The sequence below is a fragment of the Propionivibrio sp. genome (assembly GCF_017995515.1).
In the GTDB taxonomy this organism is placed as follows: domain Bacteria; phylum Pseudomonadota; class Gammaproteobacteria; order Burkholderiales; family Rhodocyclaceae; genus Propionivibrio.
The window spans coordinates 1-23,012 of the sequence record NZ_JAGOIT010000042.1 but is presented as its reverse complement, the minus strand read 5'-3'; the positions used below and the strand labels follow the sequence as shown (position 1 = coordinate 23,012).

General features: G+C 65.3%; 16 protein-coding genes. 12 read left to right on the top strand and 4 right to left on the bottom strand.

Annotation, left to right across the window (positions count from 1 at the left end):
• Nucleotides 1-107: 107 nt before the first annotated feature.
• The 4 genes from KBA32_RS08805 to KBA32_RS08790 all read left to right on the top strand — a co-directional run bounded on the left by KBA32_RS08805 (nt 108) and on the right by KBA32_RS08790 (nt 3,196).
• The gene (locus tag KBA32_RS08805; protein WP_294357616.1) at nt 108-1,385 is read left to right on the top strand and encodes an FAD/NAD(P)-binding oxidoreductase; all 1,278 of its coding nucleotides are present in this window, start codon (nt 108-110) and stop codon (nt 1,383-1,385) included.
• 194 nt (nt 1,386-1,579) lie between these two features.
• Nucleotides 1,580-1,852 (top strand): PepSY domain-containing protein, encoded by a 273-nt coding sequence (locus KBA32_RS08800; RefSeq protein WP_294357615.1) that lies wholly within the window; start codon nt 1,580-1,582, stop codon nt 1,850-1,852.
• Between the two features lie 91 nt (nt 1,853-1,943).
• Entirely contained in the window at nt 1,944-2,495 is a 552-nt protein-coding gene (locus KBA32_RS08795; protein ID WP_294357612.1) for a cytochrome b/b6 domain-containing protein, read from the top strand.
• A gap of 62 nt (nt 2,496-2,557) precedes the next feature.
• Nucleotides 2,558-3,196 (top strand): copper homeostasis protein CutC, encoded by a 639-nt coding sequence (locus tag KBA32_RS08790; RefSeq protein WP_294357609.1) that lies wholly within the window; start codon nt 2,558-2,560, stop codon nt 3,194-3,196.
• A 95-nt stretch (nt 3,197-3,291) separates the two neighbouring features.
• Here KBA32_RS08790 and nagB read toward each other — a convergent pair whose 3' ends face one another.
• Together nagB and nagA are read right to left on the bottom strand one after the other, a co-directional pair.
• Nucleotides 3,292-4,062 (bottom strand): glucosamine-6-phosphate deaminase, encoded by a 771-nt coding sequence (gene nagB, locus KBA32_RS08785; protein WP_294357607.1) that lies wholly within the window; start codon nt 4,060-4,062, stop codon nt 3,292-3,294.
• A 17-nt stretch (nt 4,063-4,079) separates the two neighbouring features.
• Nucleotides 4,080-5,192, bottom strand: a complete 1,113-nt coding sequence (gene nagA / locus KBA32_RS08780; RefSeq protein WP_294357604.1) for an N-acetylglucosamine-6-phosphate deacetylase — start codon at nt 5,190-5,192, stop codon at nt 4,080-4,082.
• Nucleotides 5,193-5,458: 266 nt separating this feature from the next.
• Between nagA and ptsP the strand changes: the two genes are divergently transcribed.
• The 3 genes from ptsP (at nt 5,459) to KBA32_RS08765 (ending at nt 10,678) form a co-directional block, all read left to right on the top strand.
• Nucleotides 5,459-7,996 (top strand): phosphoenolpyruvate--protein phosphotransferase, encoded by a 2,538-nt coding sequence (ptsP, locus tag KBA32_RS08775; protein WP_294357601.1) that lies wholly within the window; start codon nt 5,459-5,461, stop codon nt 7,994-7,996.
• A gap of 125 nt (nt 7,997-8,121) precedes the next feature.
• A complete protein-coding gene (gene nagE / locus KBA32_RS08770) occupies nt 8,122-9,597 on the top strand; it encodes an N-acetylglucosamine-specific PTS transporter subunit IIBC (protein WP_294357598.1) in 1,476 nt (491 codons plus the stop codon).
• 316 nt (nt 9,598-9,913) lie between these two features.
• Entirely contained in the window at nt 9,914-10,678 is a 765-nt protein-coding gene (locus tag KBA32_RS08765) for a GntR family transcriptional regulator (RefSeq protein ID WP_294357595.1), read from the top strand.
• Between the two features lie 307 nt (nt 10,679-10,985).
• On the opposite strand, the gene KBA32_RS08760 is transcribed toward KBA32_RS08765, so the two are convergent.
• A complete protein-coding gene (locus KBA32_RS08760) occupies nt 10,986-11,483 on the bottom strand; it encodes a copper chaperone PCu(A)C (protein WP_294357593.1) in 498 nt (165 codons plus the stop codon).
• A 537-nt stretch (nt 11,484-12,020) separates the two neighbouring features.
• Between KBA32_RS08760 and KBA32_RS08755 the strand changes: the two genes are divergently transcribed.
• The 5 genes from KBA32_RS08755 to KBA32_RS08735 all read left to right on the top strand — a co-directional run bounded on the left by KBA32_RS08755 (nt 12,021) and on the right by KBA32_RS08735 (nt 22,255).
• The gene (locus KBA32_RS08755) at nt 12,021-13,895 is read left to right on the top strand and encodes an ATP-binding protein (protein WP_294357591.1); all 1,875 of its coding nucleotides are present in this window, start codon (nt 12,021-12,023) and stop codon (nt 13,893-13,895) included.
• Nucleotides 13,892-16,396 carry a DUF3365 domain-containing protein gene (locus tag KBA32_RS08750; RefSeq protein ID WP_294357587.1) on the top strand — a complete coding sequence of 835 codons (2,505 nt, stop codon included), beginning with the start codon at nt 13,892-13,894 and terminating at the stop codon, nt 16,394-16,396. The genes KBA32_RS08755 and KBA32_RS08750 overlap by 4 nt, the downstream gene beginning before the upstream one ends.
• Nucleotides 16,397-16,971: 575 nt before the next feature.
• Nucleotides 16,972-18,840: a site-specific DNA-methyltransferase gene (locus tag KBA32_RS08745; protein ID WP_294357585.1), complete on the top strand. Its 1,869-nt coding sequence runs from the start codon at nt 16,972-16,974 to the stop codon at nt 18,838-18,840.
• 1 nt (nt 18,841) lies between these two features.
• Nucleotides 18,842-19,249: an HI0074 family nucleotidyltransferase substrate-binding subunit gene (locus tag KBA32_RS08740; protein ID WP_294357582.1), complete on the top strand. Its 408-nt coding sequence runs from the start codon at nt 18,842-18,844 to the stop codon at nt 19,247-19,249.
• Between the two features lie 3 nt (nt 19,250-19,252).
• Nucleotides 19,253-22,255, top strand: coding sequence for a DEAD/DEAH box helicase family protein (locus KBA32_RS08735; RefSeq protein WP_294357579.1), 3,003 nt, complete (start codon nt 19,253-19,255; stop codon nt 22,253-22,255).
• Nucleotides 22,256-22,395: 140 nt separating this feature from the next.
• Here the strand turns inward: KBA32_RS08735 and KBA32_RS08730 are convergent.
• The coding region (locus KBA32_RS08730) for a GSU2403 family nucleotidyltransferase fold protein (RefSeq protein WP_294357575.1) at nt 22,396-23,012 on the bottom strand (617 nt) is incomplete at its 5' end.

The window sequence follows — 23,012 nt, the reverse complement described above, 5'->3', positions numbered from 1 at the left end:
TGCGCCGATGCCGGAATCGAATCCCGATGAACGGCCGGGGCGGGGGTCTCCCCGGCGATTCATCGTCTCAAGTCCTGTTTTGCGAGTCGATCATCCAGGAGGGATCAATGGCACACATAGTCATCATGGGCGCGGGTATCGGCGGCATGGCAATGGCCTACGAGATGCGGGCGAAGGCCGGCAAGGCGGACGTCGTCACGGTCGTCTCGAACACGCCGAAATTCCATTTCGTGCCGTCGAATCCGTGGGTCGCCGTCAACTGGCGCAAGCGCGACGAAGTCGAGCTGGAGATCGAGCCGCTTTTGACGAGGCGCAAGATCGAGTTCATCGGTACGGGCGTGAAGCGCGTGCGCCCGGACGAGAACGTGCTCGAACTCGACGACGGGCGCCGCCTTGACTACGACTTCCTGATCATCGCCACCGGCCCCAAGCTGGCCTTCGACGAGATCGAAGGGCTTGGCCCGCACGGGCACACGCAGTCGGTCTGCCACATCGACCACGCAATGCACGCGCAGGGCGAGTGGGCGCACTTCGTCGAAGACCCGGGCCCGATCGTCGTCGGCGCCGTGCAGGGTGCGTCGTGCTTCGGCCCGGCCTACGAGTTCGCGATGACGATGGAAACCGATCTGCGCCGGCGCAAGATCCGCGACCGCGTGCCGATGACCTTCGTCACCGCCGAGCCCTACATCGGCCACCTCGGCCTCGGCGGCGTCGGCGATTCGAAGGGCATGATGGAGTCGATCCTGCGCGAGAAGCACATCAAGTGGATCTGCAACGCCAAGGTCACCCGGGTCGAGGCCGGCAAGATGTTCGTCACCGAGCACGACGAGGACGGCAAGCCGAAGAAGGAGCACGAGCTGCCGTTCAGGTACTCGATGCTGCTGCCGGCCTTCAAGGGCGTCGACGCGGTGTTCGGCATCGAGGGACTGACCAACCCGCGCGGCTTCATCCTGATCGACCCGCATCAGCGCAACCCGAAGTACCGGAACATCTTCGCCGTCGGCGTCTGCGTCGCCATTCCGCCGGTCGAGGTGACTCCGGTCCCGACCGGCACGCCCAAGACCGGCTACATGATCGAATCGATGGTGACCGCCGCGGCGCACAACATCGCCGACGTGCTCGCCGGCCGCGAGCCGCAGGAGCGCGCGACGTGGAACGCCGTCTGCCTCGCCGACTTCGGCGACTCGGGCGCCGCCTTCGTCGCGTTGCCGCAGATCCCGCCGCGCAACGTCAACTGGTTCTCGCAAGGCAAGTGGGTACATCTGGCGAAAATCGCCTACGAGAAATACTTCATGCGCAAGATGAAGCAGGGAACCACCGAGACGATCTACGAGAAGATCGTCATGGACGCGCTGGGCATCATGAAGTTGAAGGAGAAGAAGTAGCGGGAGTGGGGGGGTCTGGCGCAATGCCGGCGGCGCAATGCCCTTCGGTTATTGCGCCCTACGTTCCCTCCGGTCACATTGCGCCAAAAAGCACATCGTACCGTCGCCTTAAGGCTGGTTTAAGACGCATCGTTTCCAATGAAGTCCCACACCCGCTTCAGGCGGGGTGCCCTCAACTTCATAAGGAAGCCAGTATGAACAGGATCATCGCCACCATCCTTGCCACGACCGCTCTTTCGTTCGGCGCTTCAGCGGCCTTTGCCGAGCCGTCGTGCGACGTGCCGAAGGAAAAGTGGATGAAGGAAGCCGATTTCAAGGCCAAGGCAGAAGCCGAGGGCTACAAGATCAAGAAGTTCAAGGTCAACAGCGGCAAGTGCTACGAAATCTACGGCACCAAGGACGGCAAGAAGGTTGAAGCCTGGTTCAATCCCGAAACCGGTGCATCGGTCGGCGCGAAGTCCGAATAAGGCCGTTCGAAGACGCGACATGATCGCGGGCCGGGCTCTCCTCCCCGGTCCGCGATCGTTGTTTTGATCAGTGCTGAACAGGAACCCTGAGATGAATCAAACGACGACCTTCGAAAGAGTTCACGTGTGGGACCGCTTCGTGCGTGTATTTCACTGGGCGCTCGTGATCTGCATCCTGCTCAACTTCTTCGTTCTGGAGGAAGGTGAGACGCCTCACCGCTGGCTGGGCTACCTGGCCACCGCGCTGGTTAGCGCTCGTATCGTCTGGGGCTTCGTCGGCTCGCGTTACGCGCGCTTTGCGGATTTCTTCCCGACGCCGGCGAAGATCGGGCAACACCTGCGGAACGTCCGTTCCGGAACGCACGACGATTATCCCGGCCACAACCCCGTCGCCGCGCTGATGATGTTCGCGTTGATAGGCCTCGTGCTGGCGCTCGGCGTCACCGGCTACATGCAAGGCACCGACGCGTACTGGGGCGAGGACTGGGTGCAGGAATTGCACGGGGCGCTGGCTTCGACGCTGATCGCACTGGCCGGTCTGCACGCAGTCGCTGCGATTGTCATGGGGCGAATCGAACGCACCAACCTCGTGCATGCGATGCTGACCGGCGTCAAGGTCCGGCCCGTGCGCGGCAGAAAATAGCAGGAACCGGCGCGGTCGGCAGGCGGGTATATTACGTGCATCACAACGCGCCGAGGAACGCCATGCCTTCCGCCCATCCAGCCCGATCGTTCATTTACGAAGCCTGCGTCGAGTCCCTTGCCGACGCGCTCGCCGCCGAAAAGCGCGGCGCGCATCGCATCGAGCTGTGTTCCGCGCTTGACCAGGATGGCCTGACGCCATCGCGCGAGCTGATCGGCCGGTGTCGACGCGAGCTGTCGATCCCGATCATGGCGATGATCCGCCCGCGCGGCGGCGATTTCGTCTATTCGGACGACGAAGTTACGCAAATGGAGGGCGAGATCGCCTTCTGCAAGCGCAGTGGTGTTGCCGGCGTCGTCTTCGGCTTGCTGACGCGCGCGGGTGAAATCGACGTTGAAAACACCAAGCGTCTGGCACGCGCCGCGTTGCCGCTCGACGTTACTTTCCACAAGGCGATCGATTATTCGAATGACGTCCTGGCGTCATTTGCGTACCTGAACGCAATCGAAGGAATTTCGCGCGTGCTCACTTCCGGCGGCTGCCCGACGGCGTGGGAAGGGCGCGAGACGCTGAAGGCGATGCAAGAGATGCCGGGGCGACGCATCGGGATCATCGCCGCCGGCCGGCTGCTGCCCGAGAACCGGGGGCGGGTGGCTGATTACACCGGCATTCGTGAGCTGCACGGGAAGCGGATCGTTTAGGGTGCGGGGCGGTGCAATGCGCGTTGCTTATTGCACCCTACGGCCTCGGTGGGTTTTGTAGGGTGCAATAACCGAAGGGCATTGCACCGTATCGCTCACAAATGCTGCCACTCCGGCTTGTTGTCATACACCCAGCGGTAGTAGTCGACGCGCTGGAGTTCGGCGGCGGCGTCCGTGTCCAGGCAGAACTTGGCATCGGGGTGCATCTGCAGGATCGACGCCGGGTTGATCGCGGTGATCGGCCCTTCGACGGCTTCGGCGATGGCGTGCGCCTTGTTCGCGCCGAAGGCGAGCATCAGGTTGTGGCGTGCTTCCATGATCGTGCCGATGCCCATCGTGATGCAGTGCGTCGGCACTTCGTCGAGGCTGGCGAAGAAGCGCGCGTTGTCCTGGCGCGTCTGCGGCGTCAGCGTCTTGATGCGCGTGCGCGATGCCAGTGACGAGGTCGGCTCGTTGAAGCCGATGTGGCCGTCGGTGCCGATGCCGAGCACCTGCAGGTCGATGCCGCCGGCGTCACGGATGCGCTGCTCGTAGGCGGCGCAGAAGCCGGGAATGTCCTTGGCGTTGCCGTCGGGAATGTGCACGTTCTCGGGCGCAATGTTGGTGTGCCGGAACAGGTTTTCCCACATGAAGCTGTAGTACGACTGCGGATGCTCCTTCGGCAGACCGATATACTCGTCGAGGTTGAAGGTCGTCACGCGGCGCCAGTCGAGCTTCATGTCGATCAGCGCGCGGTAGAGGAGGAGCGGCGTGCTGCCGGTGGCCAGTCCGATGACGGCGTTCGGCTTTTCGTTGAGCAGGCGGGCGATGACGCGCGCGGCGACAGCGGTGGCGGCTGCGGCGGTCGGCTGAATGATGATTTCCATGGGGTTCTCCGGTTCGGTCAGTCGTGGGCGAGCGCGATCGCGTCGCCTTCGACGAAGACGTGTGTGAGTTGAAGTTCCGGCGACATGACGACGATGTCGGCGAAGGCGCCGGGCTGCAGGCGGCCGCGCTCGTGTTCGCCGAGGTAGTCGGCCGGGTGGGTCGAGACGTGGCGCGCGGCTTCGTGCGCCGGGACGCCGATCGAGACGAGGTTGCGGAACGCCTGGTCCATGGTCAGAACGCTGCCGGCCAGCGTGCCGTCGGCCAGGCGCACGCCGCCCAGGCACTTGGTCACCGTCTGCGAGCCGAGGTGGTAGCGGCCGTCAGGCATGCCGGCACCCGAGGTCGAATCGGTCACGCAGTACAGCTTGGGGATGGCGCGCCGGGCCGCGCGGATGGCACCGGGGTGGACGTGCAGCAGGTCGGGGATCAGCTCGGCGTATTCGGCGTGCGCCAGCGCCGCGCCGACCATGCCCGGCTTGCGGTGGTGGAATTCGCTCATCGCGTTGAACAGGTGCGTGAAGCCGCCGACGCCGGCGTCGAGCGCGGCGACGCCTTCTTCGTAGCTGCCATTGCTGTGGCCGATCTGCGAAATGATGCCGGCGATTTTCAACTCGCGGATGAAGTCGAGATGGCCGGCGATTTCGGGCGCCAGCGTCAGCACGCGAATCCTTGCCAGTTCATGCAGCGTGCTCAATTCCTCGATCGAGCCGGAGCGTACTGCGTTCGGCTGCGCGCCCAGTCGGCCCGGGTTGATGAACGGGCCTTCGAGATGGACGCCGAGGACGCGGGCGCTGTTGGCGGGGCGCTCGCGCATCGCGCGGCCGACGTCGGCCAGCGCCTTCTCGATGTCTTCGCGCGGGGCGGTCATCGTCGTGGCGAGCAGGGAGGTCGTGCCATGGCGGGCGTGAATGCGCGCCACCGTGTCGATCGCGCCGTTACCGTCCATCACGTCGGCGCCGCCGCCGCCGTGCACGTGCAGGTCGATGAAGCCTGGCAGCACCAGCGCTTCGCCTGCGCCGGGCGCCGGAATGCGCGTGCCGTCGATGGCGCTGATGCGTTCGGCGAAGTCGAGCGTGCCGCGAATCCAGCCGTCGGGTGTCAGGATGCAACCGGTGATGTGCGTGGCCATGGTATGCGGATTTCTGGTTTGAATGGAACCACTATAGAACCAGTTGTGCGCGTGGTCAAGTCATCCGCAGACGGCCGGTTGACCGCGCCGCGCCTCACCGGAAAAATCGAATGAGCTGTTTTTGTTGTAAAAGCGTATCTTTTTGTGGCGATTTTGTGGTTGACAGTCTGACGAAAGTGGTACTAGACTGGTTTTCATTGCGCCGATGGTGGTGTCCGGTCCTTGCTTGCGTGTCGCAGGTTCGGCCGCGGTTTATGGAGACTTTGATGGGTTTTGCGCGGTTGAAGCTGTCTGCTTTTGCAAGTGGTATCGTCGTTCCGCTCGAGGCGGTTCCCGATCCGGTGTTTGCCGGGCGCATGCTCGGCGACGGCCTGGCCATCGATCCGGGCGCCGGTGTCCTGCACGCGCCGTGTGACGGCGTCGTCGCGCAGCTGCACCGCTCGCATCACGCGTGTGTTCTTGAATCCGCGGACGGCGTGCGCATGCTGCTGCACATCGGCATCGACACCGTGCTGCTCAAGGGCGAAGGCTTCACGCCGCGCGTCGCCGAAGGCGAGGCGGTGCGCGCCGGGCAGCCGCTCGTCGAATTCGATCTCGAAGTTCTCAAGCGCCACGGCAAGCCCGTGGTCACGATGCTGGTCATCGAGAACGGTGACGCGTTCCGCATCGACTGGCGCAGCGACAGTCGGCCGATCGCCACCGGAGAGCCGCTGATGAGCGTGGTCGCTGCCGGCGCGCCGACCGCTGCGGCAGCGGTTTCTGATGCCGGAAATATGGAAACGGCCAACGGCTGGGCCACGGTGCGTCATGTCGGCGGCCTGCATGCCCGTCCGTGTGCGCTGCTCGCCAACGCGGTCAAGAAGTACGAGGCCGCCGTCGAAGTGCGCGCGCACGGCAAGACGGCCAACGCGCGCAGCGCGACGGCGATCATGGGCCTGGCGATCGGCGAAGGCGAGGAAGTGGAAATCAGCGCCTCCGGCGCGAACGCCGGCGACGCGCTCGAAGCGGCGATCATCGCGCTGGAAACACCGAGCGAGATGGAACACGCCGCGCCGGCCGTCGAACCGGCCGTGGCGGCCGCCGGCTCGCTGCTTCCCGGCCAGCTGGCCGGCGTCGTCGCCTCGCCTGGCGTGGCGATGGGCATCACCGCGCGCCTGGATCATGCGGTCGGCGCGATCAACGAGCAGGGCGAGGGCGAGACGCTCGAACGCCGCGCGCTGGCCGCTGCGCTGCACGCCGTCGTCGGCGACATCGAAGCGGCGATCGCCGAGGCGGCGCGGCGCGGCTTCGTCGAACAGGCCGAGATCTTCGCGGCGCATCGCGTGCTCGCCGACGACCCCGAGATGTTCGCCTACGCCAGCGGCCTGATCGCCGCCGGCAAGAGCGCCGCCTTTGCCTGGCGCGCTTCGGCCGAAGCACAATGCGCGGCGCTGGTCGCCACCGGCAATGCCCTGCTCGTCGGCCGTGTCGCCGACCTGCGCGACATCGAGCGGCAGGTCCTGCGCAAGCTGGCCGGCGACAGCGCGGCCGAACCCGAGCTGCCGGCAAACGCCGTCGTGCTTGCCGACGATCTGGTGCCGTCCGATTTCGCCGTGCTCGTGCGCGCCAGGGCCGCCGCCATCGTCACCGCCAAGGGCGGGGCGACGTCGCACATCGCCATCCTCGCCCGCGCGCAGGGCGTCCCGACGCTGGTGGCGGTGGGCTTGCCGCTCGCCGAAGTGCGCGACGGCGTGAATGTGATCGTCGACGCCGAACGCGGCGTGCTGGACATCGCGCCGACGGCCGAACGCATCGCGGCGGCGCGCGCCGTCATCGAACGCCAGTCGGTCGCGCGCGCCGAGGTGCTGGCGCTGGCGCACGAGAAGGCCGAGACGGCCGACGGCGTGCGCATCGAAGTCGCGGCCAACATCGCCACGGCGGCCGACGCGGCGGAGGCCGTCAAGCTCGGCGCCGAGTCCGTCGGCCTGCTGCGCACCGAACTCCTGTTCCTCGAGCGCGAGACGGCGCCGAACGAAGCCGAGCAACGCGCCGCGTATCAGGCGGTGATCGACGGTCTCGACGGCCGGAGCGCGATCATCCGCACGCTCGACGTCGGCGCCGACAAGTCGCTCCCCTACATCCCGATGCCCGAGGAAGAAAACCCGGCGCTCGGCCTGCGCGGCATCCGCCTGTGCCTGGCGCGGCAAGCCCTGCTCGTCGAACAGCTGCGCGCGATCCTCGCCGTGCAGCCGCTCAGCGCGGTCAAGATCATGCTGCCGATGGTGGTCGACGTCGCCGAGATCGCCGCGACGCGCGCCGTACTCGACCGCCTGGCGCGCGAGATGGGCATCGCCGGGCGCGTCGAACTCGGCGTGATGATCGAGACGCCGTCCGCCGCCATCCTCGCCGACCAGCTGGCGCAGGAAGCCGATTTCTTCTCGGTCGGCACCAACGACCTCACGCAGTACGCGCTCTGTATGGACCGCACCAATCCGGCATTGGCCGCGCGCGTCGACGGCCTGCATCCGGCCGTCCTTCGCCTTCTGGCGCAGGCCGCGCAGGGTGCCGCGAGCCACGGCAAGTGGCTCGGCGTGTGCGGCGCCATGGCCTCCGATCCCGTCGCCGTGCCGCTCTTGATCGGTCTCGGCGTGACCGAACTTTCCGTCAGTCCGGCGGTGATCCCGGAAATCAAGGCGGTGGTCCGCCGCTTGAATGTGGGCGAGTGTCGCGCAGCCGCGCAGGCGGCGTTGCAACTGACGTCGGCCGACGCGGTGCGGGCGCACGTGAAGGAGGCGTGGCCGTGGCTGGGCGGGGTCTGTGGGTGAAAGCGGCGCAATGCCCGTTGGTTATTGCGCCCTACCAAGGTTTGTAGGGTGCAATAAGCGAAGCGCATTGCACCGCAAAGGCGCAAGAGTGTTTGTTTCGATAATTCATTGAGGAGGGAATCAAAGTGAGTGTTCTAGGGTATCTGCAACGAATCGGCCGGGCCTTGATGGTCCCGGTGGCGGTGCTGCCGGCGGCAGCGATCATGATGGGCGTCGGCTACTGGATCGACCCGAACGGCTGGGGCGCCGAGAGCGCGCTCGCCGCATTCCTGATCCAGGCGGGGGCGGCGCTGATCGACAAGATGGCGGTGCTGTTCGCCATCGGGGTCGCGTACGGGATGTCGAAGGACAAGGACGGCGCGGCTGCATTGGCCGGTCTGGTCGGTTATCTGGTGGTGACGACGCTGTTGAAGCCGAATGTCGTTGCGCAGATCCAGTCGATTCCGCTCGAGCAGGTTCCGGCGGCGTTCAAGAAGATCGAGAACCAGTTCGTCGGGATTCTCTGCGGCGTCATCGCGGCGGAACTCTACAACCGCTTCAGCGGCGTCGAGCTGAACAAGGCGCTGGCCTTCTTCTCCGGCCGCCGTCTGGTGCCGATCATTACTTCGGTCGTGATGATCTTCGTCTCGTTCGCGCTGATGGCCATCTGGCCGGTCATCTACGGCGGTCTCGTGCACTTCGGCGAGTCGATCGTCAGCCTCGGCTCGGTCGGCGCCGGCATCTACGGCTTCTTCAACCGTCTGCTGATCCCGGTCGGCCTGCATCACGCGCTGAACAGCGTGTTCTGGTTCGACGTCGCCGGCATCAACGACATCCCGAACTTCCTCGGCGGCGCCAAGACGCTTGCCGAAGGCAAGGCCGTGCTCGGCGTGACCGGCATGTACCAGGCCGGCTTCTTCCCGATCATGATGTTCGGCCTGCCGGGCGCCTGCATGGCGATCTACCACGCGGCCAAGCCGGAAAACAAGGCGCGCGTCGCCTCGCTGATGATCGCCGCGGGCTTTGCGTCGTTCTTCACCGGCGTCACCGAGCCGATCGAGTTCGCCTTCATGTTCGTCGCGCCGCTGCTCTATGTCATGCATGCGCTGCTCACTGGCGTATCGGTCTTCCTTGCCGCGCAGATGCACTGGATGGCGGGCTTCGGATTCAGCGCCGGCTTCGTCGACATGGTGCTTTCCGCGCGCAACCCGCTGGCCCAGAACTGGTACATGCTGCTCGTGCAGGGCGTGGTCTTCTCGGCGATCTACTACTTCTCGTTCTCCTTCGTGATCAAGGCGTTCAACCTGAAGACGCCGGGCCGCGAAGACGAAGCGCAAGCTGCTGCTGCGCCTGTCGTAACGGCCGCCGGGGGCAGCGAAGCCGAGAACCTCGCGCACGCCTACCTCTCCGTCATCGGCGGCAAGGCCAACGTGTCCGACGTCGATGCCTGCATTACCCGCCTGCGCCTGACGCTGAAGGACGCGTCCAAGGTCGACGAGGCCGCCGCCAAGCGCGCCGGCGCGAGTGGCGTGATCCGCCTCAACAACCAGAACGTGCAGATCATCATCGGGCCGAAGGCCGAGCTGATCGCCTCGGCCATGCACAAGCTGATCACCGCTTGAGGCAGGTAACGGTGCATTAGGACAGTCGCCAGTGCTGGTATGCGTACGCATGCGGTGCTGGCGACTTGTTTCATGGGCTTTCGTGTAAGTGACTGATGGTTGTCAATCACCGCTCGCCCTGAGCTTGTCGAAGGGCGTGACACCCGTAGGGCGCCTGTTCATGCCCTTCGACAGGCTCACCACGAACGGTAACTGGCTCGTCGGTCATTATTGCGAAGATTCTCACTAGCTGCTGAAAATGCCCCTTGAGGCAGAGTGGTATCATCCACCGCCGCAAGAAGCCTTATTCCCACTTCCCACGATTGCCAAACTCACCATGTCGAGCGACGCTCCTGAAATCGATCTGACCGATTCACTGGTCTCGGAACTCAAGCTCGACCCGGCGTCGTCTTCTCATCTCTATCTGCAGGTGCGCAACGGCCTGGCCCGCATGATCCGCGAGCGCCGATTCAGCGTTGACGACGCGCTGCCGTCGGAACGTGTACTCGCAGAGCGGCTTGGCATCTCGCGCGTCACCGCGCGCAAGGCGATCGGCGCGCTGGTCGACGAAGGGCTGATCGTGCGCCGGCACGGCTCGGGCAACTACATCGCGCCGATGCTGGAACAGCCGCTGACGCGCCTGACCAGCTTTACCGAAGAACTGAAGCAGCGCGGCTTCGAGCCGCACTCGCGCTGGATCCGCCGTGTCGTCGGACCGGCGATGCCGGAGGAAATGGTCGCGCTTGGCCTTTCGCCCGGTACGCGCGTCGCGCGCCTCGAGCGCGTGCGCCTCGCCGACGCGACGCCGATGGCCTACGAGGCGAGCGCGCTGCCCGTCTCCGTGGTGCCGGACCCGGAAGGCGTCAAGGACTCGCTCTACAACTACCTGCTCGAACGCAACACGGTTCCGGTGCGCGCCTTGCAGCACATCCGCGCCGCCAACGCCAACTCGCGCCAGGCGGAACTGCTCGGCATCCCGCTCGGGCAGGCGCTGCTCTTCATCACCCGCGTCGGCTACCTCGACGACGGGCGCGCCGTCGAGATCACGCACACCTGGTGCCGCAGCGACTACTACGACTTCGTCGCCGAGCTGAGGCGCTAAGCGCTTATTGATCGGGCTTCGACAGGCTCAGCCCGAACGGGAGTTGAGGCTTCCTGGGCCCGGATCAATAGTGCTCGGAGTCTGTGAAAAAACTCAAACCCCACCGCAGAGGCGCGGAGGAAACGCAGAGGAAAGGCACCGTTTCCAAAGGTTTTCTCTGCGAAAACTCTGCGTCTCTGTGACTCTGTGGTAGGTGTGTTCACAACCTCTCAGTTGGAACGGTGCGGGAACGGTGCGCAACGCCGGGCGTTGCACACCCTACGGCTGTGACGCTGTGGTGGGTGTTTCGGCAGTTATTCGCAACTTCTCAGTGTTTCATCCCGCCGGCGTCCATCTTGTGGGGCGCCGGCATCGTCATCGACAGCTTGCGTACGGTCGCCTCGATCCGTGATGTGCTTCCGTCATCGAAACTCATCGTGATCGGCACTTGATCGCCTTCCTTCAGTTCGCTCTTCATCTCGATCAGCATGATGTGATAGCTGCCGGGCTTGAGTTCGACCTTGCCGCTGGCCGGTACGACAATCTCCGGGATCTCGCGCATCTTCATCACGCCGTTGTCGTTCATGTGCGTGTGCAGCTGAACCTTGTCCGAGACCGGGCTCGTCGCCTTGACCAGCTTGCGCTCGGCGCTGCTGGCGTTGTGGATGGTCATGAAGGCGCCGGTAGTCGTCGTGCCGGGCGGGACGAGGCGGACGTACGGATCGTCGATGCGCAGCGCGGATTCGCCGGCGAGCGCCGGAACGGGCGCGATGGAGGTCGCCAGGATGCCGGCGAGCAAGACGAACGACTGGGTCAGATGGCGCATGGGAGGGTCCTTTCGTGGCGGAGACAGGGCGAGTGACAGCTGAATGTCGCGTGCGTGCAGGGTGAGGCGTGCTGCCGGTGCGGCGGTCCCTTTGCCGGGAGTGCATTTCTTTCGCGCCGCGTAGGTCACGAAGTCACATTATGCCGCGCAAAACGGCATTGCTGCCTCTGCAATCGTGGTCTGACGCCGCGTTCCTGCTGCTAGAATGAGCCTGAAAACCTCACCGCAAAGGCGTAAAGATCGCAAAGGAAACAACGGGTGGGTCGTATTTGATCATTCACCGTAGGGGTGACGATGGAAGATACGCGCCGTTCGTGTAGCACTTTGATTTTCTTTGCGAACCTTTGCCTCTTTGCGCCTTTGCGGTGAAGAACTGCGTTTTCAGGATGAATCGGCTCCCGCCGGAAGCATTCGGCAACCGCCGCCAGCAATGACTCTGGATTCGTTATCAATATCATGACTTCGCGCGCGCCCGCCATGCGTGACCTTCGTCTGGCCGATCGCTTCGGTTGCTTCGGGTGGATTTGCCGCCGATGCATGGTCGTGTTCTGCGCGCTCTTCCTCGGCGCGCCGCCATCGATCGCGCAAGAGGTGATCCAGTCGGCAAGCGAGCTGGATTATCCGCCCTATTCGATCGTCACCCTGGCCGTACTCGGCGCGCTTGTTCTGGCCGGTGGCGCCGCCTATCTGTGGCTGCGCACGCTGCGCGCGCAGGTGCAGGCGCGCACGGCCGAGCTGGCGATCGCCAACCGCCAGCAGCAAGAGGAAATTCATCGGCGCGAACAGTGCGAAGCGCGCTTTCGCGACCTCTTTGAGCAAAATTCCTCGGTGATGCTGCTCATCGAACCCGCCAGTGGCGCGATTGTCGACGCCAACCGCTCGGCGGTCGAGTTCTACGGCTACGCGCGCGACGAATTGCTGCAAATGTCGATTTCCGCCATCAATACCTTGCCCCCGGAGGAAACCGCCAGGGCGCGCGAGCGCGCCCTGCGCGGCGAGTGCAAGGACTTTGAATTCAGGCATCGGCTGGCGTCGGGCGAGATGCGCGACGTCGAAGTGCACCTCACGTCGATCGGCGACAACGAGCGGCCGCTGCTCGTCTCGATCGTCAACGACGTCAGCGCGCGCCGCCGTGCGGAGCGCGAACTCGAACAATACCGCGGCCATCTGGAAGAACTCGTCGCTTCGCGCACCGCCGAGCTGATGCGCGCCAAGCTCGCCGCTGAATCGGCGAATGTCGCCAAGAGCGCCTTCCTCGCCAACATGAGCCACGAGCTCCGCACGCCGATGAACGCCATCCTCGGCATGGCCACCCTGTTGCGACGCAGCGCCGTCACGCCCGCGCAGGCCGACAAGCTCGAAAAGATCGACAGCGCGGGCAAGCATCTGCTCGCGATCATCAACGACGTTCTCGATCTGTCGAAGATCGAAGCCGGCAAGCTGCTTCTCGAAAGTGCGCCGGTGGCGATCGGACCCCTGATCAACGACGTTGCGCAGCTGGTCGCACAAGCGGCGCGCGATAAAGGCCTCGAGCTCGGGATCGAGGTCGGCGCGGGCGCCGATACTTTCCCCGACCACCTGCGCGGCGACCCGACACGGCTGCAACAGGCGCTGCTCAACTATGCGACGAACGCCGTCAAGTTTACTGACGCGGGCCGCGTCACGCTGCGTGCCGTGTTGCTCGACGATAGCGAGGCAGACGTGCGTGTGCGCTTCGAAGTGCAGGACACGGGCATCGGCATCGCACCGGACGCGTTGGCGCGACTGTTCAGTGCTTTCGAGCAGGCCGACAATTCGAGCACGCGCAAGTACGGCGGCGCCGGCCTCGGTCTGGTGATCACCCGGCGCCTCGCCGAACAGATGGGCGGCGAGGTCGGCGTCGACAGCACGCCGGGCGTCGGCAGCACCTTCTGGTTTACGGCGCGACTGGAGAAGGCGTCCGCCGAAGCGGCGAGCGCGCCCGTGCCCGTGATCACCGACGCCGAGGCGCTGATCCGCCAGCGCCACGCCGGCGCGCGCGTCCTCATCGCCGACGACGAGGCCTTGAATCGGGGGGTCGTGCAGTTCTTCCTCGAAGCGTCGGGCCTCGTCGTCGATGTCGCGGAAGACGGCGAGCAGGCGCTCGAACTGGCGGCGGCGAACGACTACGCCTTGATCCTGATGGACGTGCAGATGCCCCGGCTCAACGGTCTCGACGCCGCGCGCCGGCTGCGCGCGTTGCCCGGTTACGGCGCGACGCCGATTCTGGCGATGACCGCCAACGCCCTTGTCGAAGACAAGGCGCGTTGCGTCGCCGCCGGGATGAACGACTTTGTCGCCAAGCCCTTCAACCCGGATCTGCTGTTTGCCTGCCTGCTGCGCTGGCTGGGCGATAAAGGCGGACACGATAAACGTTTCGCTCAGACATCATGAAACTGCGCACACGAATGTGGATGATTCTCGGGGTGACGCTGCTGGTCATCCTCGGGGGAGACCTTGCGATCACCTGGCGCCAGATTCAGGACGACCAGCGCAGCGAGCTGGAGATCGACGTCCATACCATCCGCGGCATCCTCATGGCCACGCGCCGCGTCTATCACCAGCAGTTCATCCAGAGCGGCCTGCCGGTCACCGAGGCGACGGTGGGCTTTCTGCCGGCGCATGCGATGGCGCGGATTTCCACCGAATACAAGGCGTGGACCGAGAACGGCTACCGCTTCAACAACGTCTCCGACCGTTCGCGCAACCCGGCCAACCGCGCCGACGCGTTCGAACTGGCGGCGATGGATTTCTATCGATCCAACCCGCAGGTCAAGGAGCGCTCCGAGCCGATTGTCGAGCGCAACGGAAAGCGCTGGTTCCATTACACCGCGCCGATCTGGGTCGAAGGCTACTGCCTGAAGTGCCACGGTGCGGAGAGCGCGGCGCCGGCCAGCATCCGTCGGGCGTATCCCGCCGCTTCCTACGACTACAAGATTGGCGACTTGCGCGGCGTGATGAGCATCAGGCTGCCGATGGAGCGCTACGACGCCATGGTCGCACAGCGCTTCCGCTCGGACCTGATTCGCGACGGGCTGACCCTGTTGTGCACCTTCCTCGTGCTCGGCTATTTCATGGACCGCTTTGTCCTGCGTCGCATCGAGTCCTTGCGTGCGACGGCGCGCCGCGTTGCCGAAGGCGATCTCGGCGCCCGCGTCAATGTGCGCGGCTCGGACGAGCTGACCGAACTCGCCGCCGATTTCAACCACATGACCGAAGCCGTCGAAGCGCGCATCGTCGAGGTTCGCGACCTCAACGCCGCGCTGGAGACGCGTGTTGCCGAGCGCACCACCGAGCTCGCCGCCGCCAAGATAGGCGCCGAGGCCGCCAGCGAAGCGAAGAGCGCCTTCCTCAGCAACACGTCGCACGAAATCCGCACGCCGTTGAACGCCATCCTCGGTCTCACGCACCTGATGCGCAACGAGGCCACGCCGACGCAGGTCGAGCGGCTGGGCAAGATCGACGCGGCCGGCAAACACCTGCTCTCGATCATCAACGACATCCTCGACATCTCCAAGATCGAGGCCGGCAAGCTGCAGCTGGAACACAGCGATTTTCCGCTCCCCGACGTGCTCGACCACGTGCGCTCCATTCTCGGTGAAGCGGCACGCGCCAAGGGACTGGAGATCCGAATCGACACCGAGGGCGTGCCCGTCTGGCTGCGCGGCGACGTCATGCGGTTGCGTCAGGCGCTGCTCAACTACGCTGGCAACGCGCTCAAGTTCACGCAACACGGCCACATCACGCTCGCCGCCCGCCTGCTCGAAGACTGCGGCGACGACTTGCTGATCCGTTTTTCCGTCAGCGATACCGGCGTCGGCATCGACGCCGCGCGCCTGCCGCAACTGTTCGAAGCGTTCGCGCAGGCCGACGTCTCGACGACGCGCGAGTTCGGCGGCACCGGCCTTGGCCTTTCCATCACCCGGCGTCTGGCCGAGCTCATGGGCGGCGAGGCCGGCGCCGAGAGTACGCCGGGCGGGGGCAGCACCTTCTGGTTCACCGCGCGCGTGCAGCGCGGGCGCGGCATCCTGCCGCCGGTCGCCGTGCCGCCGGCCGACGCCGAACGGCAGCTGCGCGAACGGCCGTCTCCGGCGCGTTTGCTGCTCGCGGAAGATAACGACATCAACTGTGAGGTCGCCCTTGAACTGCTGCACAGCGTCGGCCTCACCGTCGATGTCGCCGCCGACGGCCGGGTCGCGCTCGAACTCGCGCGCCGGCAGCGCTACGACCTCGTACTGATGGACGTGCAGATGCCCCATCTCAACGGCATGGAGGCAACCCGCGCCATCCGCGCGTTGCCGGGCTGGCAGGACGTCCCCATTCTGGCGATGACCGCCAACGCCTTCGACGAAGACCGTCAGGCCGCCGAACTGGCCGGCATGAACGACCACGTCGCCAAGCCGGTCGACCCCGACCAGCTCTTCGCCTTGCTCGTCAAATGGCTGCCGCCAGCGGTCCCGTCTGTTCGTGCCGGCGCGGGGGCGGCGGCCCCGGTTACCCCCGCACCCGTGGAACCGGATGCCGACGAAGCCGTGCGCGCGCGTCTGGCGTGCATCCCCGGTCTCGACGTGGAGGCCGGCCTGCGCTTCTTCAACGGACGACTGCCGAGCTACCTGCGCCTGGTCCAGCTCTTCGTCACGCACCACAAGGATGACGTCGAGCGCATGGCAGAACTGATCGGGCGCGGCGAGCTGGTGTCGGCGGCGGAAATCGTGCACACGCTCAAAGGCTCGACCGGCAACCTCGGCGCGCAGGCGATTCATTCCCGGCTCAACGAACTGCACGAGGCCCTTCGCGCGCGCGACGACGCCGCGGTGCAATCCGCGCTGCAGCCGCTGGCCGAGCGCTTCCCGCGGCTCATCGCGTCGTTGCAGGCGGCGCTGTGGTCGGCGTGAACCTGAAAAACGCAGTGTTTCACCGCAAAGGCGCAAAGGCTCGCAAAGAAACGCCAAGCGCTGCGCGAACAGCGCGTATCAACCTCGCTCACTCCCGGGGAGCATCATCAGGCGCGGTCGATTCCTTGCTTCCCTTGCGATCTTTGCGCCTTGGCCGCGGTTGTTCTGGATAGCCGCCTCGGCCACGTCTTCCCCGACGGCCCGCGCGACCCCGCGGCGGGCTGCGCTCCTACGAAACCCACCACGCATCACCGGCCACCTGTAGGAGCCCAGTTTCACTGGGCGATAACCGCGCCGGAGCATCAACCGCCGCATCGCGCAGAAAATCTGCGCCCCGCAGGAAGTACCCTTGGGGTGCGCTCCTGTCGAAACTCATTGCGCATTACCGGCCTCCGGTAGGAGCCGGGTTTCCCGGGCGATTGGGCGGAGTCGCTGGAATAAGCGCCGATTTCGCGCAGCGAACTGCGCCCTCGCGCCGCTGGGGTGGGGGTTACGCCACATGCCAGGCTGACCGCCCGCCGGACCATGCGCTAAACTCCTGCACTTCGCAGATCAACCCGCCGCCCGAGTCCGCCATGCCCGAGATCGTCTTCAAGGGGAAGGAATACGTCTACAACCACCACCTCGGTGTGCCGTACCGGCCGCTGATTCCGCACGCCGAAAAGGGCGTCGGCCCGGCCGACCTGGCGAGCAATCTGGTGATCCACGGCGACAACCTGCACGCGCTGAAAAGCCTGCTGCCGCGCTACGCCGGCGCAGTCGACCTCGTCTTCATCGACCCGCCGTACAACACCGGCAACGAAGGCTGGTGCTACAGCGACAACGTCAATTCGCCGATCATGAAGGAATGGCTGTCGACCAACCCCGTCGACGGCGAAGACCTGCTGCGCCACGACAAATGGCTGTGCATGATGTGGCCGCGCCTCGTGCTGCTGCGCGAGCTGCTCTCGGAGACCGGCTCGCTGTGGATGACGCTCGACGACAACGAGGTGCACCGGGCGCGGATGATGCTGGATGAGATTTTTGGGGAGGAGAACTTCGTTGCTACCTGTGTGTGGCACAAGATGGATAGCCCGAAAAACACCGCGGAGCATTTCAGTGTCGATCATGACTATGTGATCGTCTATGCCAAGAACGTAGACCAATGGTCGCTTAATCTCCTGCCTCGAACGGAAGAGATGCTGGCCAGATACCAGAACCCGGACAACGATCCACGAGGTTCTTGGCTTCTGAGCGACCTTGATGCACGCAACCCGTACTCCAAAGGGCTTTATTCAATAACGACACCAAAAGGACGAGTAATAGACGGGCCGCCTAAAGGCAAATACTGGCGTATTAGCAAAGAGAAATTTGAGGAAATGGACGCCGACAACCGGATATGGTGGGGAGTCGACGGAAATGCTGCCCCAAATATCAAACGTTTTCTGTCGGAGGTAAAGGATGGCGTGGTTCCGCAGACTATTTGGCCTTGGCAAGTCGTTGGAAGTACCCGCAACGCAAAGACAGAGCTTCTGAATGTGCTCGCCAGTGGGACAGAGCACGAGATATTTGTTACGCCTAAGCCGACCGGATTGGTTGAGCGTGTGCTGGCGATCGGTACCCAATCAGACGCCCTCGTCCTCGACTCCTTCGCCGGCTCCGGTACCACCGCGCATGCGGTGCTCAAGGCCAACGCCCGCGACGGCGGGCGGCGGCGCTTCATCCTCGTCGAGGGCGAGGACTACGCCGACCGGCTGACCGCCGAGCGCGTGCGCCGGGCGATCAAGGGTTACGCCTGGGTCGGCACGCAGCGCGAGACGCTGCTCGAAGAGAAGATCACCTTCACCCAGTTCAAAAAGGCCGATGCCTGGCTGGAGAAGATCGAGGCGATCCGCCGCGAGCACGGCTTGGCCGAGACGCCAGGCGATCTTGCCGATCAGGGCAGCGCGAAGAAACCGCGCCGCTTCGGCAAGATCGAGGTGAAGCTCGACGACGGCGTGCTGCGCGTCGAAGGCGTGCGCCAGATCTCCGATCGCGCGCCGGGCCTCAGCGGCGAATTCACCTATTGCACGCTCGGCGCGGCGGTGGAGCTGGAAAAGTTGCTCTCCGGCGAGTCGCTGCCGGCCTTCGACGCGCTCGGCGCGTGGCTGTTCTATACGGCGACCGGCGGCGTGCTGCCTGCTGTTGCCGCAGACGCGCCGCTCTGGTATCTCGGCGAGGCAGCCGACAGGCACGTGTGGCTGATCTATCGCCCGGAACTCGCCTTCCTGAAAAGTCCGGAGGCGGCGCTGACGCTGTCGGTGGCCGATGCCTTCCGCCGCTGGGGCCTCGCCTACGACGCGCCGCGCGGCGAGCCGAAGGGTCACCTCGTCTTCGCGCCGGCCAAGTACATGAGCAACCGGCAACTCAAGGACCACGGCATCGACTTCGCCCCGCTGCCGTTCGCGCTGTATCGGGAGGCGTGAGATGGTTAAGGTTAAGTACTCGGATCGTACCTTGCTCGAATTGAGAAAATTCTCGGATGCGTTGGCTGCGCTGAAGGAAGCGGCTGCGCTGGAGGAAGACAAGATCGTTCGCGACTCACTGCTGCTGCGCTACGTCTTCACCTTTGAAATGGCGTGGCAGTCGATGCGGCAGGCAATGTCCGATCTCGGCGACCGGGAGACGCCACGCCTGGCTTTCGCGACGCTGGAGACGGCGTTCAAGCTCGCGTGGATCACCGATCCGGCGCTCTGGAAAGACCTGCGCGATGCGCGCAACAGCGTTGTTCACGCCTACGACGAAGCTCACGCCATCGCCTTGTCGGCATTCGTCAGATCAACGGCGATTCCCGCACTTGATACATTGCACGACAAGCTGATGCAGGAGCGCTGACCGGTGATCGACGACTTTGGCATTGCGCCCGGTATCGCGAAGAGATTGCGCGAATTCTTCGATCAGGCGCCGCCTGGTATCGAAAGGGTCTGGGTCTATGGCTCGCGTGCGCGCGGCAGTCACCGGCCGGACTCGGATATTGATTTGTGCATCGATGCGCCGTCCATGTCGGATGGCGATTACGTCCACCTGAAGCTGGAAATTCAGGACGACGGTTTGATATACGACTTGGACATTACGCGCTGGCAAACAATTGGCAACGATGATTTCCGCGCTCGGATCGAACGCGACCGCAAGCTCTTCTGGCAACCCCGCCGCCACGCGGCGAACGTCGAGGCGGTCGGCGGCATCGCGCTCAAGGATTTCCAGAGCCGCGTGCTGGCCGCGCTCGGCGACTACATCGACGAACTGAAGAAGAAGGCGGCGACGGCGCAGGCGGCGCAAAAGGCGCTGCGCGCGATGGAGAACATGGCCGACCTGGCGCGCGAGGCGGGCGATTTTCCGAAGCAGGCCTGGCAGGCGTTGAACGCGCGCCGGCTGCTGCCGCCGGCGTTCGCCGAGCGCCCGCATTCGAGCCGCTTCGACGGCGCGGGCCGGCCGATTCCGAACGTGTGCCTGAAGGTGCCGACGGGTGGCGGCAAGACGCTGCTCGCGGCGTCGGCCGTGGCGCGCGTGTTTTCTGCGTACCTTGGCCGCCACACCGGGCTGGTGCTGTGGATCGTGCCGAACGAGGCGATCTACCGGCAGACGCTGAAGGCGCTGGCCGACCGCGACCATCCGTACCGGCAGATTCTCAATGTGGCCGGGGCGGGGCGGGTGAAGATCCTGGAGAAGAACTCGCCGCTGTCGCGCCTCGACGTCGAGAGTCATCTCTGCGTGATGGTGCTGATGCTCGCCTCGGCCGCGCGGCAGAGCAAGGAGACGCTGCGCTTCTTCCGCGACCGCGGCAACGTGCGCGGCTTCCTGCCGCGCGATGACGATCTCGACGCGCACTGGGCGCTGCTCGAACAGGTGCCGAACCTCGACGTGTATGCCGCCTGGGGGCAAAGTCAGGAGGAGGCGCGGGCGCAGAAGGGCAGCGTCGTCAAGAGCTCGCTCGGCAACGTGATGCGCCTGCTGCGGCCGCTGGTGGTGATGGACGAGGGCCATCACGCGTACACCGAGAACGCGCTGAGGACGCTCGACGGTTTCAATCCGTGCTTCCTGCTCGAACTCTCGGCGACGCCGCGCGTGGCCTCCGCCAAGGGCAGCGGCTCGAACATCCTGGTCGACGTGCGCGGCGCGGATCTCGATGAGGCGCAGATGATCAAGCTGCCGATCCACGTCGACGTGCAGCACTGGAACGACTGGCAGAGCTGCCTGGCGGCGGCGGTGCAACGACTGGAAACCCTGCAGCGCGAGGCGCAGGTCCTGCAGGGCGAGACGGCGCGTTACATCCGGCCGATCCTGCTGGTGCAGGTCGAGCGCACCGGCGCGGACCTGCGCGACGCCGGCTTCATCCACGCCGAGGACGCGCGCGCGTATCTCCTGCAGCTCGGGTTGTCCGAGCGGCAGATTGCGATCAAGACCGCCGAGAAGAACGACCTCGCGCAGCCGGAAAACATCGACCTGCTCTCCAGCCAGTGCGAGGTGCGCGTGATCATCACCAAGCAGGCGCTGCAGGAAGGCTGGGATTGCCCCTTCGCCTACGTGCTGTGCGCGCTGGCCGCCGGCCGCAACCCGGCGGCGATGATGCAGCTGGTCGGCCGCATCCTGCGCCAGCCGCAGGTGGCCAAGACCGGGCGCGAGGCGCTCGACGCCTGCTACGTGCTGTGCCACGACGCGCGCACCGGCGAGGTCGTGCGGGCGATCAAGAAATCGCTGGAGGACGAGGGCATGGGCGACCTGGCGCTGACGGTGAGCGACGGGGAGACGTCGTCGACCGGGCAACAGGAAGTACGCCAGACACGCCGCGCCGGGTTTGCCGGTTTGCGTCTGTTCGTGCCGAAGGTGACGTGGGTCGAAAACACCGAGAACAATGGGCGCCGCGAGCTGGACTACGAGAGCGACATCCTCGCCCGCGTGGCGTGGGAGCGCGTCGATGCCGCGGCGCTGGCGCGCGACTGGGCGCCGGACGACCCCTACGCGATGAGCGAGCGTTTCGACGTCGACCTGTCGATCCTCGGACGCGGCGGGGTGCTGCGCGACCGCAACGGCGATGCGGACAACGGCGGCCGCCTCGATCGCGCGCGCATCGTGCGCGCGCTGCTCGACCTCGCGCCGAATGCCTGGCAGGTATGGGGTTGGGTCGATGCCGTCGTCGCCCGCCTGCTCGGCGGCGGCTGCAGCGAGACGCGGCTGGCCGGATCGAGCGCCGCGCTGATCGAGCGCTTGCGCATCGACGTCGAACGCGAACGCGACCGGCTCGCCGAGGCGGCGTTTCTCGCGCTGGTGGCTGAGGGCCGCGTCGAATTCGCGCTGCGCGCCGACGCGGCCGATTTCGAACTGCCGTCGGCAGCGACGCTGGCGCTGCCGGCCAGGGCCGCCGAGTTGCCGATCATGCGCGACGACCACCGGCCGGTGGAAAAGAGCCTGCTCGAACCGGCCCTGCGCTCGCCCGACATGAACGCCTACGAACTCGCCTGCGCCGGCTACCTCGACAGCCAGCAGGCGCTGCGCTGGTGGCACCGCAACGTGGCGAAATCGCAGTACGGCCTGCAGGGCTGGAAGCGCCACAAGGTCTATCCCGACTTCGTCTTCGCCTGTGTCGCCGAGCCGGGCGTCGAAAAGCTCGTGCTGCTGGAGACCAAGGGCCTGCACCTCGGCGGCTCGGACGACACGCGCTACAAGCAGGCGCTGCTCGAACGGCTTTCAGCGGCGTTCAGCGACAAACGGCACGTGCGCGGCGGGGAGTTCACGCTGGAAGGCGGCAACCGGGTGGAGCTGGCGTGCGACCTGCTGTTCGACGAGGCGACGTGGCGGAATGCGCTGCAGAGCCGGCATTTCTCCGGCGGAGAACGCTATTGATGAGGCCCGAAGATGTATGAACTCGTCACCCCGGCGAAAGCCGGGGTCCAGGTCGGTGGCTGCTCTCCGATACTGGATACCGGCTTTCGCCGGTATGACGGCGACTTTCTACTTCATCGGGCCAGAGCAATAGTGGTCCATCACAATACATCCACCAACCCCCGCACATCCCCATGCAATGAACTGATCGCCTCGCTGAACGGCAGATGAGGCATGTGTTCGCGAACCAAGGCGGCGACTGCACGTGCCTGTGCGAGGTCGCGAGGTTTCTTGATTGCGTCCCGGTCCGGGCGACTGGCCAGCCAGGCTTTGTGCAGGGCGAACGCGCGCGGATCGGGAACGCGCAGCGGGGTCGGCCAACCGGTCTCGTCGACGGCGACGGTGTCGAGCTTTGGCGCGTTGAGCAGCCATTGCAGGCCGGGAACCTCGGCGGCGACGAGGTCATCCTCCGCGAAACTGACCGGGTCGCCGACGTGCATGCCGCGCGGCGGTACGATCAGGTCGACCATGAACTGGCCGGCGTTGGCGGCGCGGAAGCCGCGCTTGCGGATGCACTCGAAACTGCGGTCGGCACGCTTCAGCAGGCCGAGCAGGCCCTGTCCGTCCAGCTTGCTGGAAACCAACGTCATCTTCTGGCGGTGGTCGTAGAGCAGGTCGATGTCGCCTGACGCCAGCAATTCGGTCAGGAATTGCACGCCACCGGCGGCCTCGTAGCCGAAAAGCGCCTGCGTGCCGAGGACGGTAAAGGATTTGTAGA

Coding starts and splice junctions, on each gene's coding strand:
- KBA32_RS08765 (WP_294357595.1), top strand. CDS start 9,914: ATGTCGAGCGACGCTCCTGAAATCGATCTGACCGATTCACTGGTCTCG.
- KBA32_RS08800 (WP_294357615.1), top strand. CDS start 1,580: ATGAACAGGATCATCGCCACCATCCTTGCCACGACCGCTCTTTCGTTC.
- ptsP (WP_294357601.1), top strand. CDS start 5,459: ATGGGTTTTGCGCGGTTGAAGCTGTCTGCTTTTGCAAGTGGTATCGTC.
- KBA32_RS08745 (WP_294357585.1), top strand. CDS start 16,972: ATGCCCGAGATCGTCTTCAAGGGGAAGGAATACGTCTACAACCACCAC.
- KBA32_RS08795 (WP_294357612.1), top strand. CDS start 1,944: ATGAATCAAACGACGACCTTCGAAAGAGTTCACGTGTGGGACCGCTTC.
- nagA (WP_294357604.1), bottom strand. CDS start 5,192: ATGGCCACGCACATCACCGGTTGCATCCTGACACCCGACGGCTGGATT.
- KBA32_RS08755 (WP_294357591.1), top strand. CDS start 12,021: ATGGTCGTGTTCTGCGCGCTCTTCCTCGGCGCGCCGCCATCGATCGCG.
- KBA32_RS08750 (WP_294357587.1), top strand. CDS start 13,892: ATGAAACTGCGCACACGAATGTGGATGATTCTCGGGGTGACGCTGCTG.
- KBA32_RS08740 (WP_294357582.1), top strand. CDS start 18,842: ATGGTTAAGGTTAAGTACTCGGATCGTACCTTGCTCGAATTGAGAAAA.
- nagB (WP_294357607.1), bottom strand. CDS start 4,062: ATGGAAATCATCATTCAGCCGACCGCCGCAGCCGCCACCGCTGTCGCC.
- KBA32_RS08790 (WP_294357609.1), top strand. CDS start 2,558: ATGCCTTCCGCCCATCCAGCCCGATCGTTCATTTACGAAGCCTGCGTC.
- KBA32_RS08760 (WP_294357593.1), bottom strand. CDS start 11,483: ATGCGCCATCTGACCCAGTCGTTCGTCTTGCTCGCCGGCATCCTGGCG.
- KBA32_RS08805 (WP_294357616.1), top strand. CDS start 108: ATGGCACACATAGTCATCATGGGCGCGGGTATCGGCGGCATGGCAATG.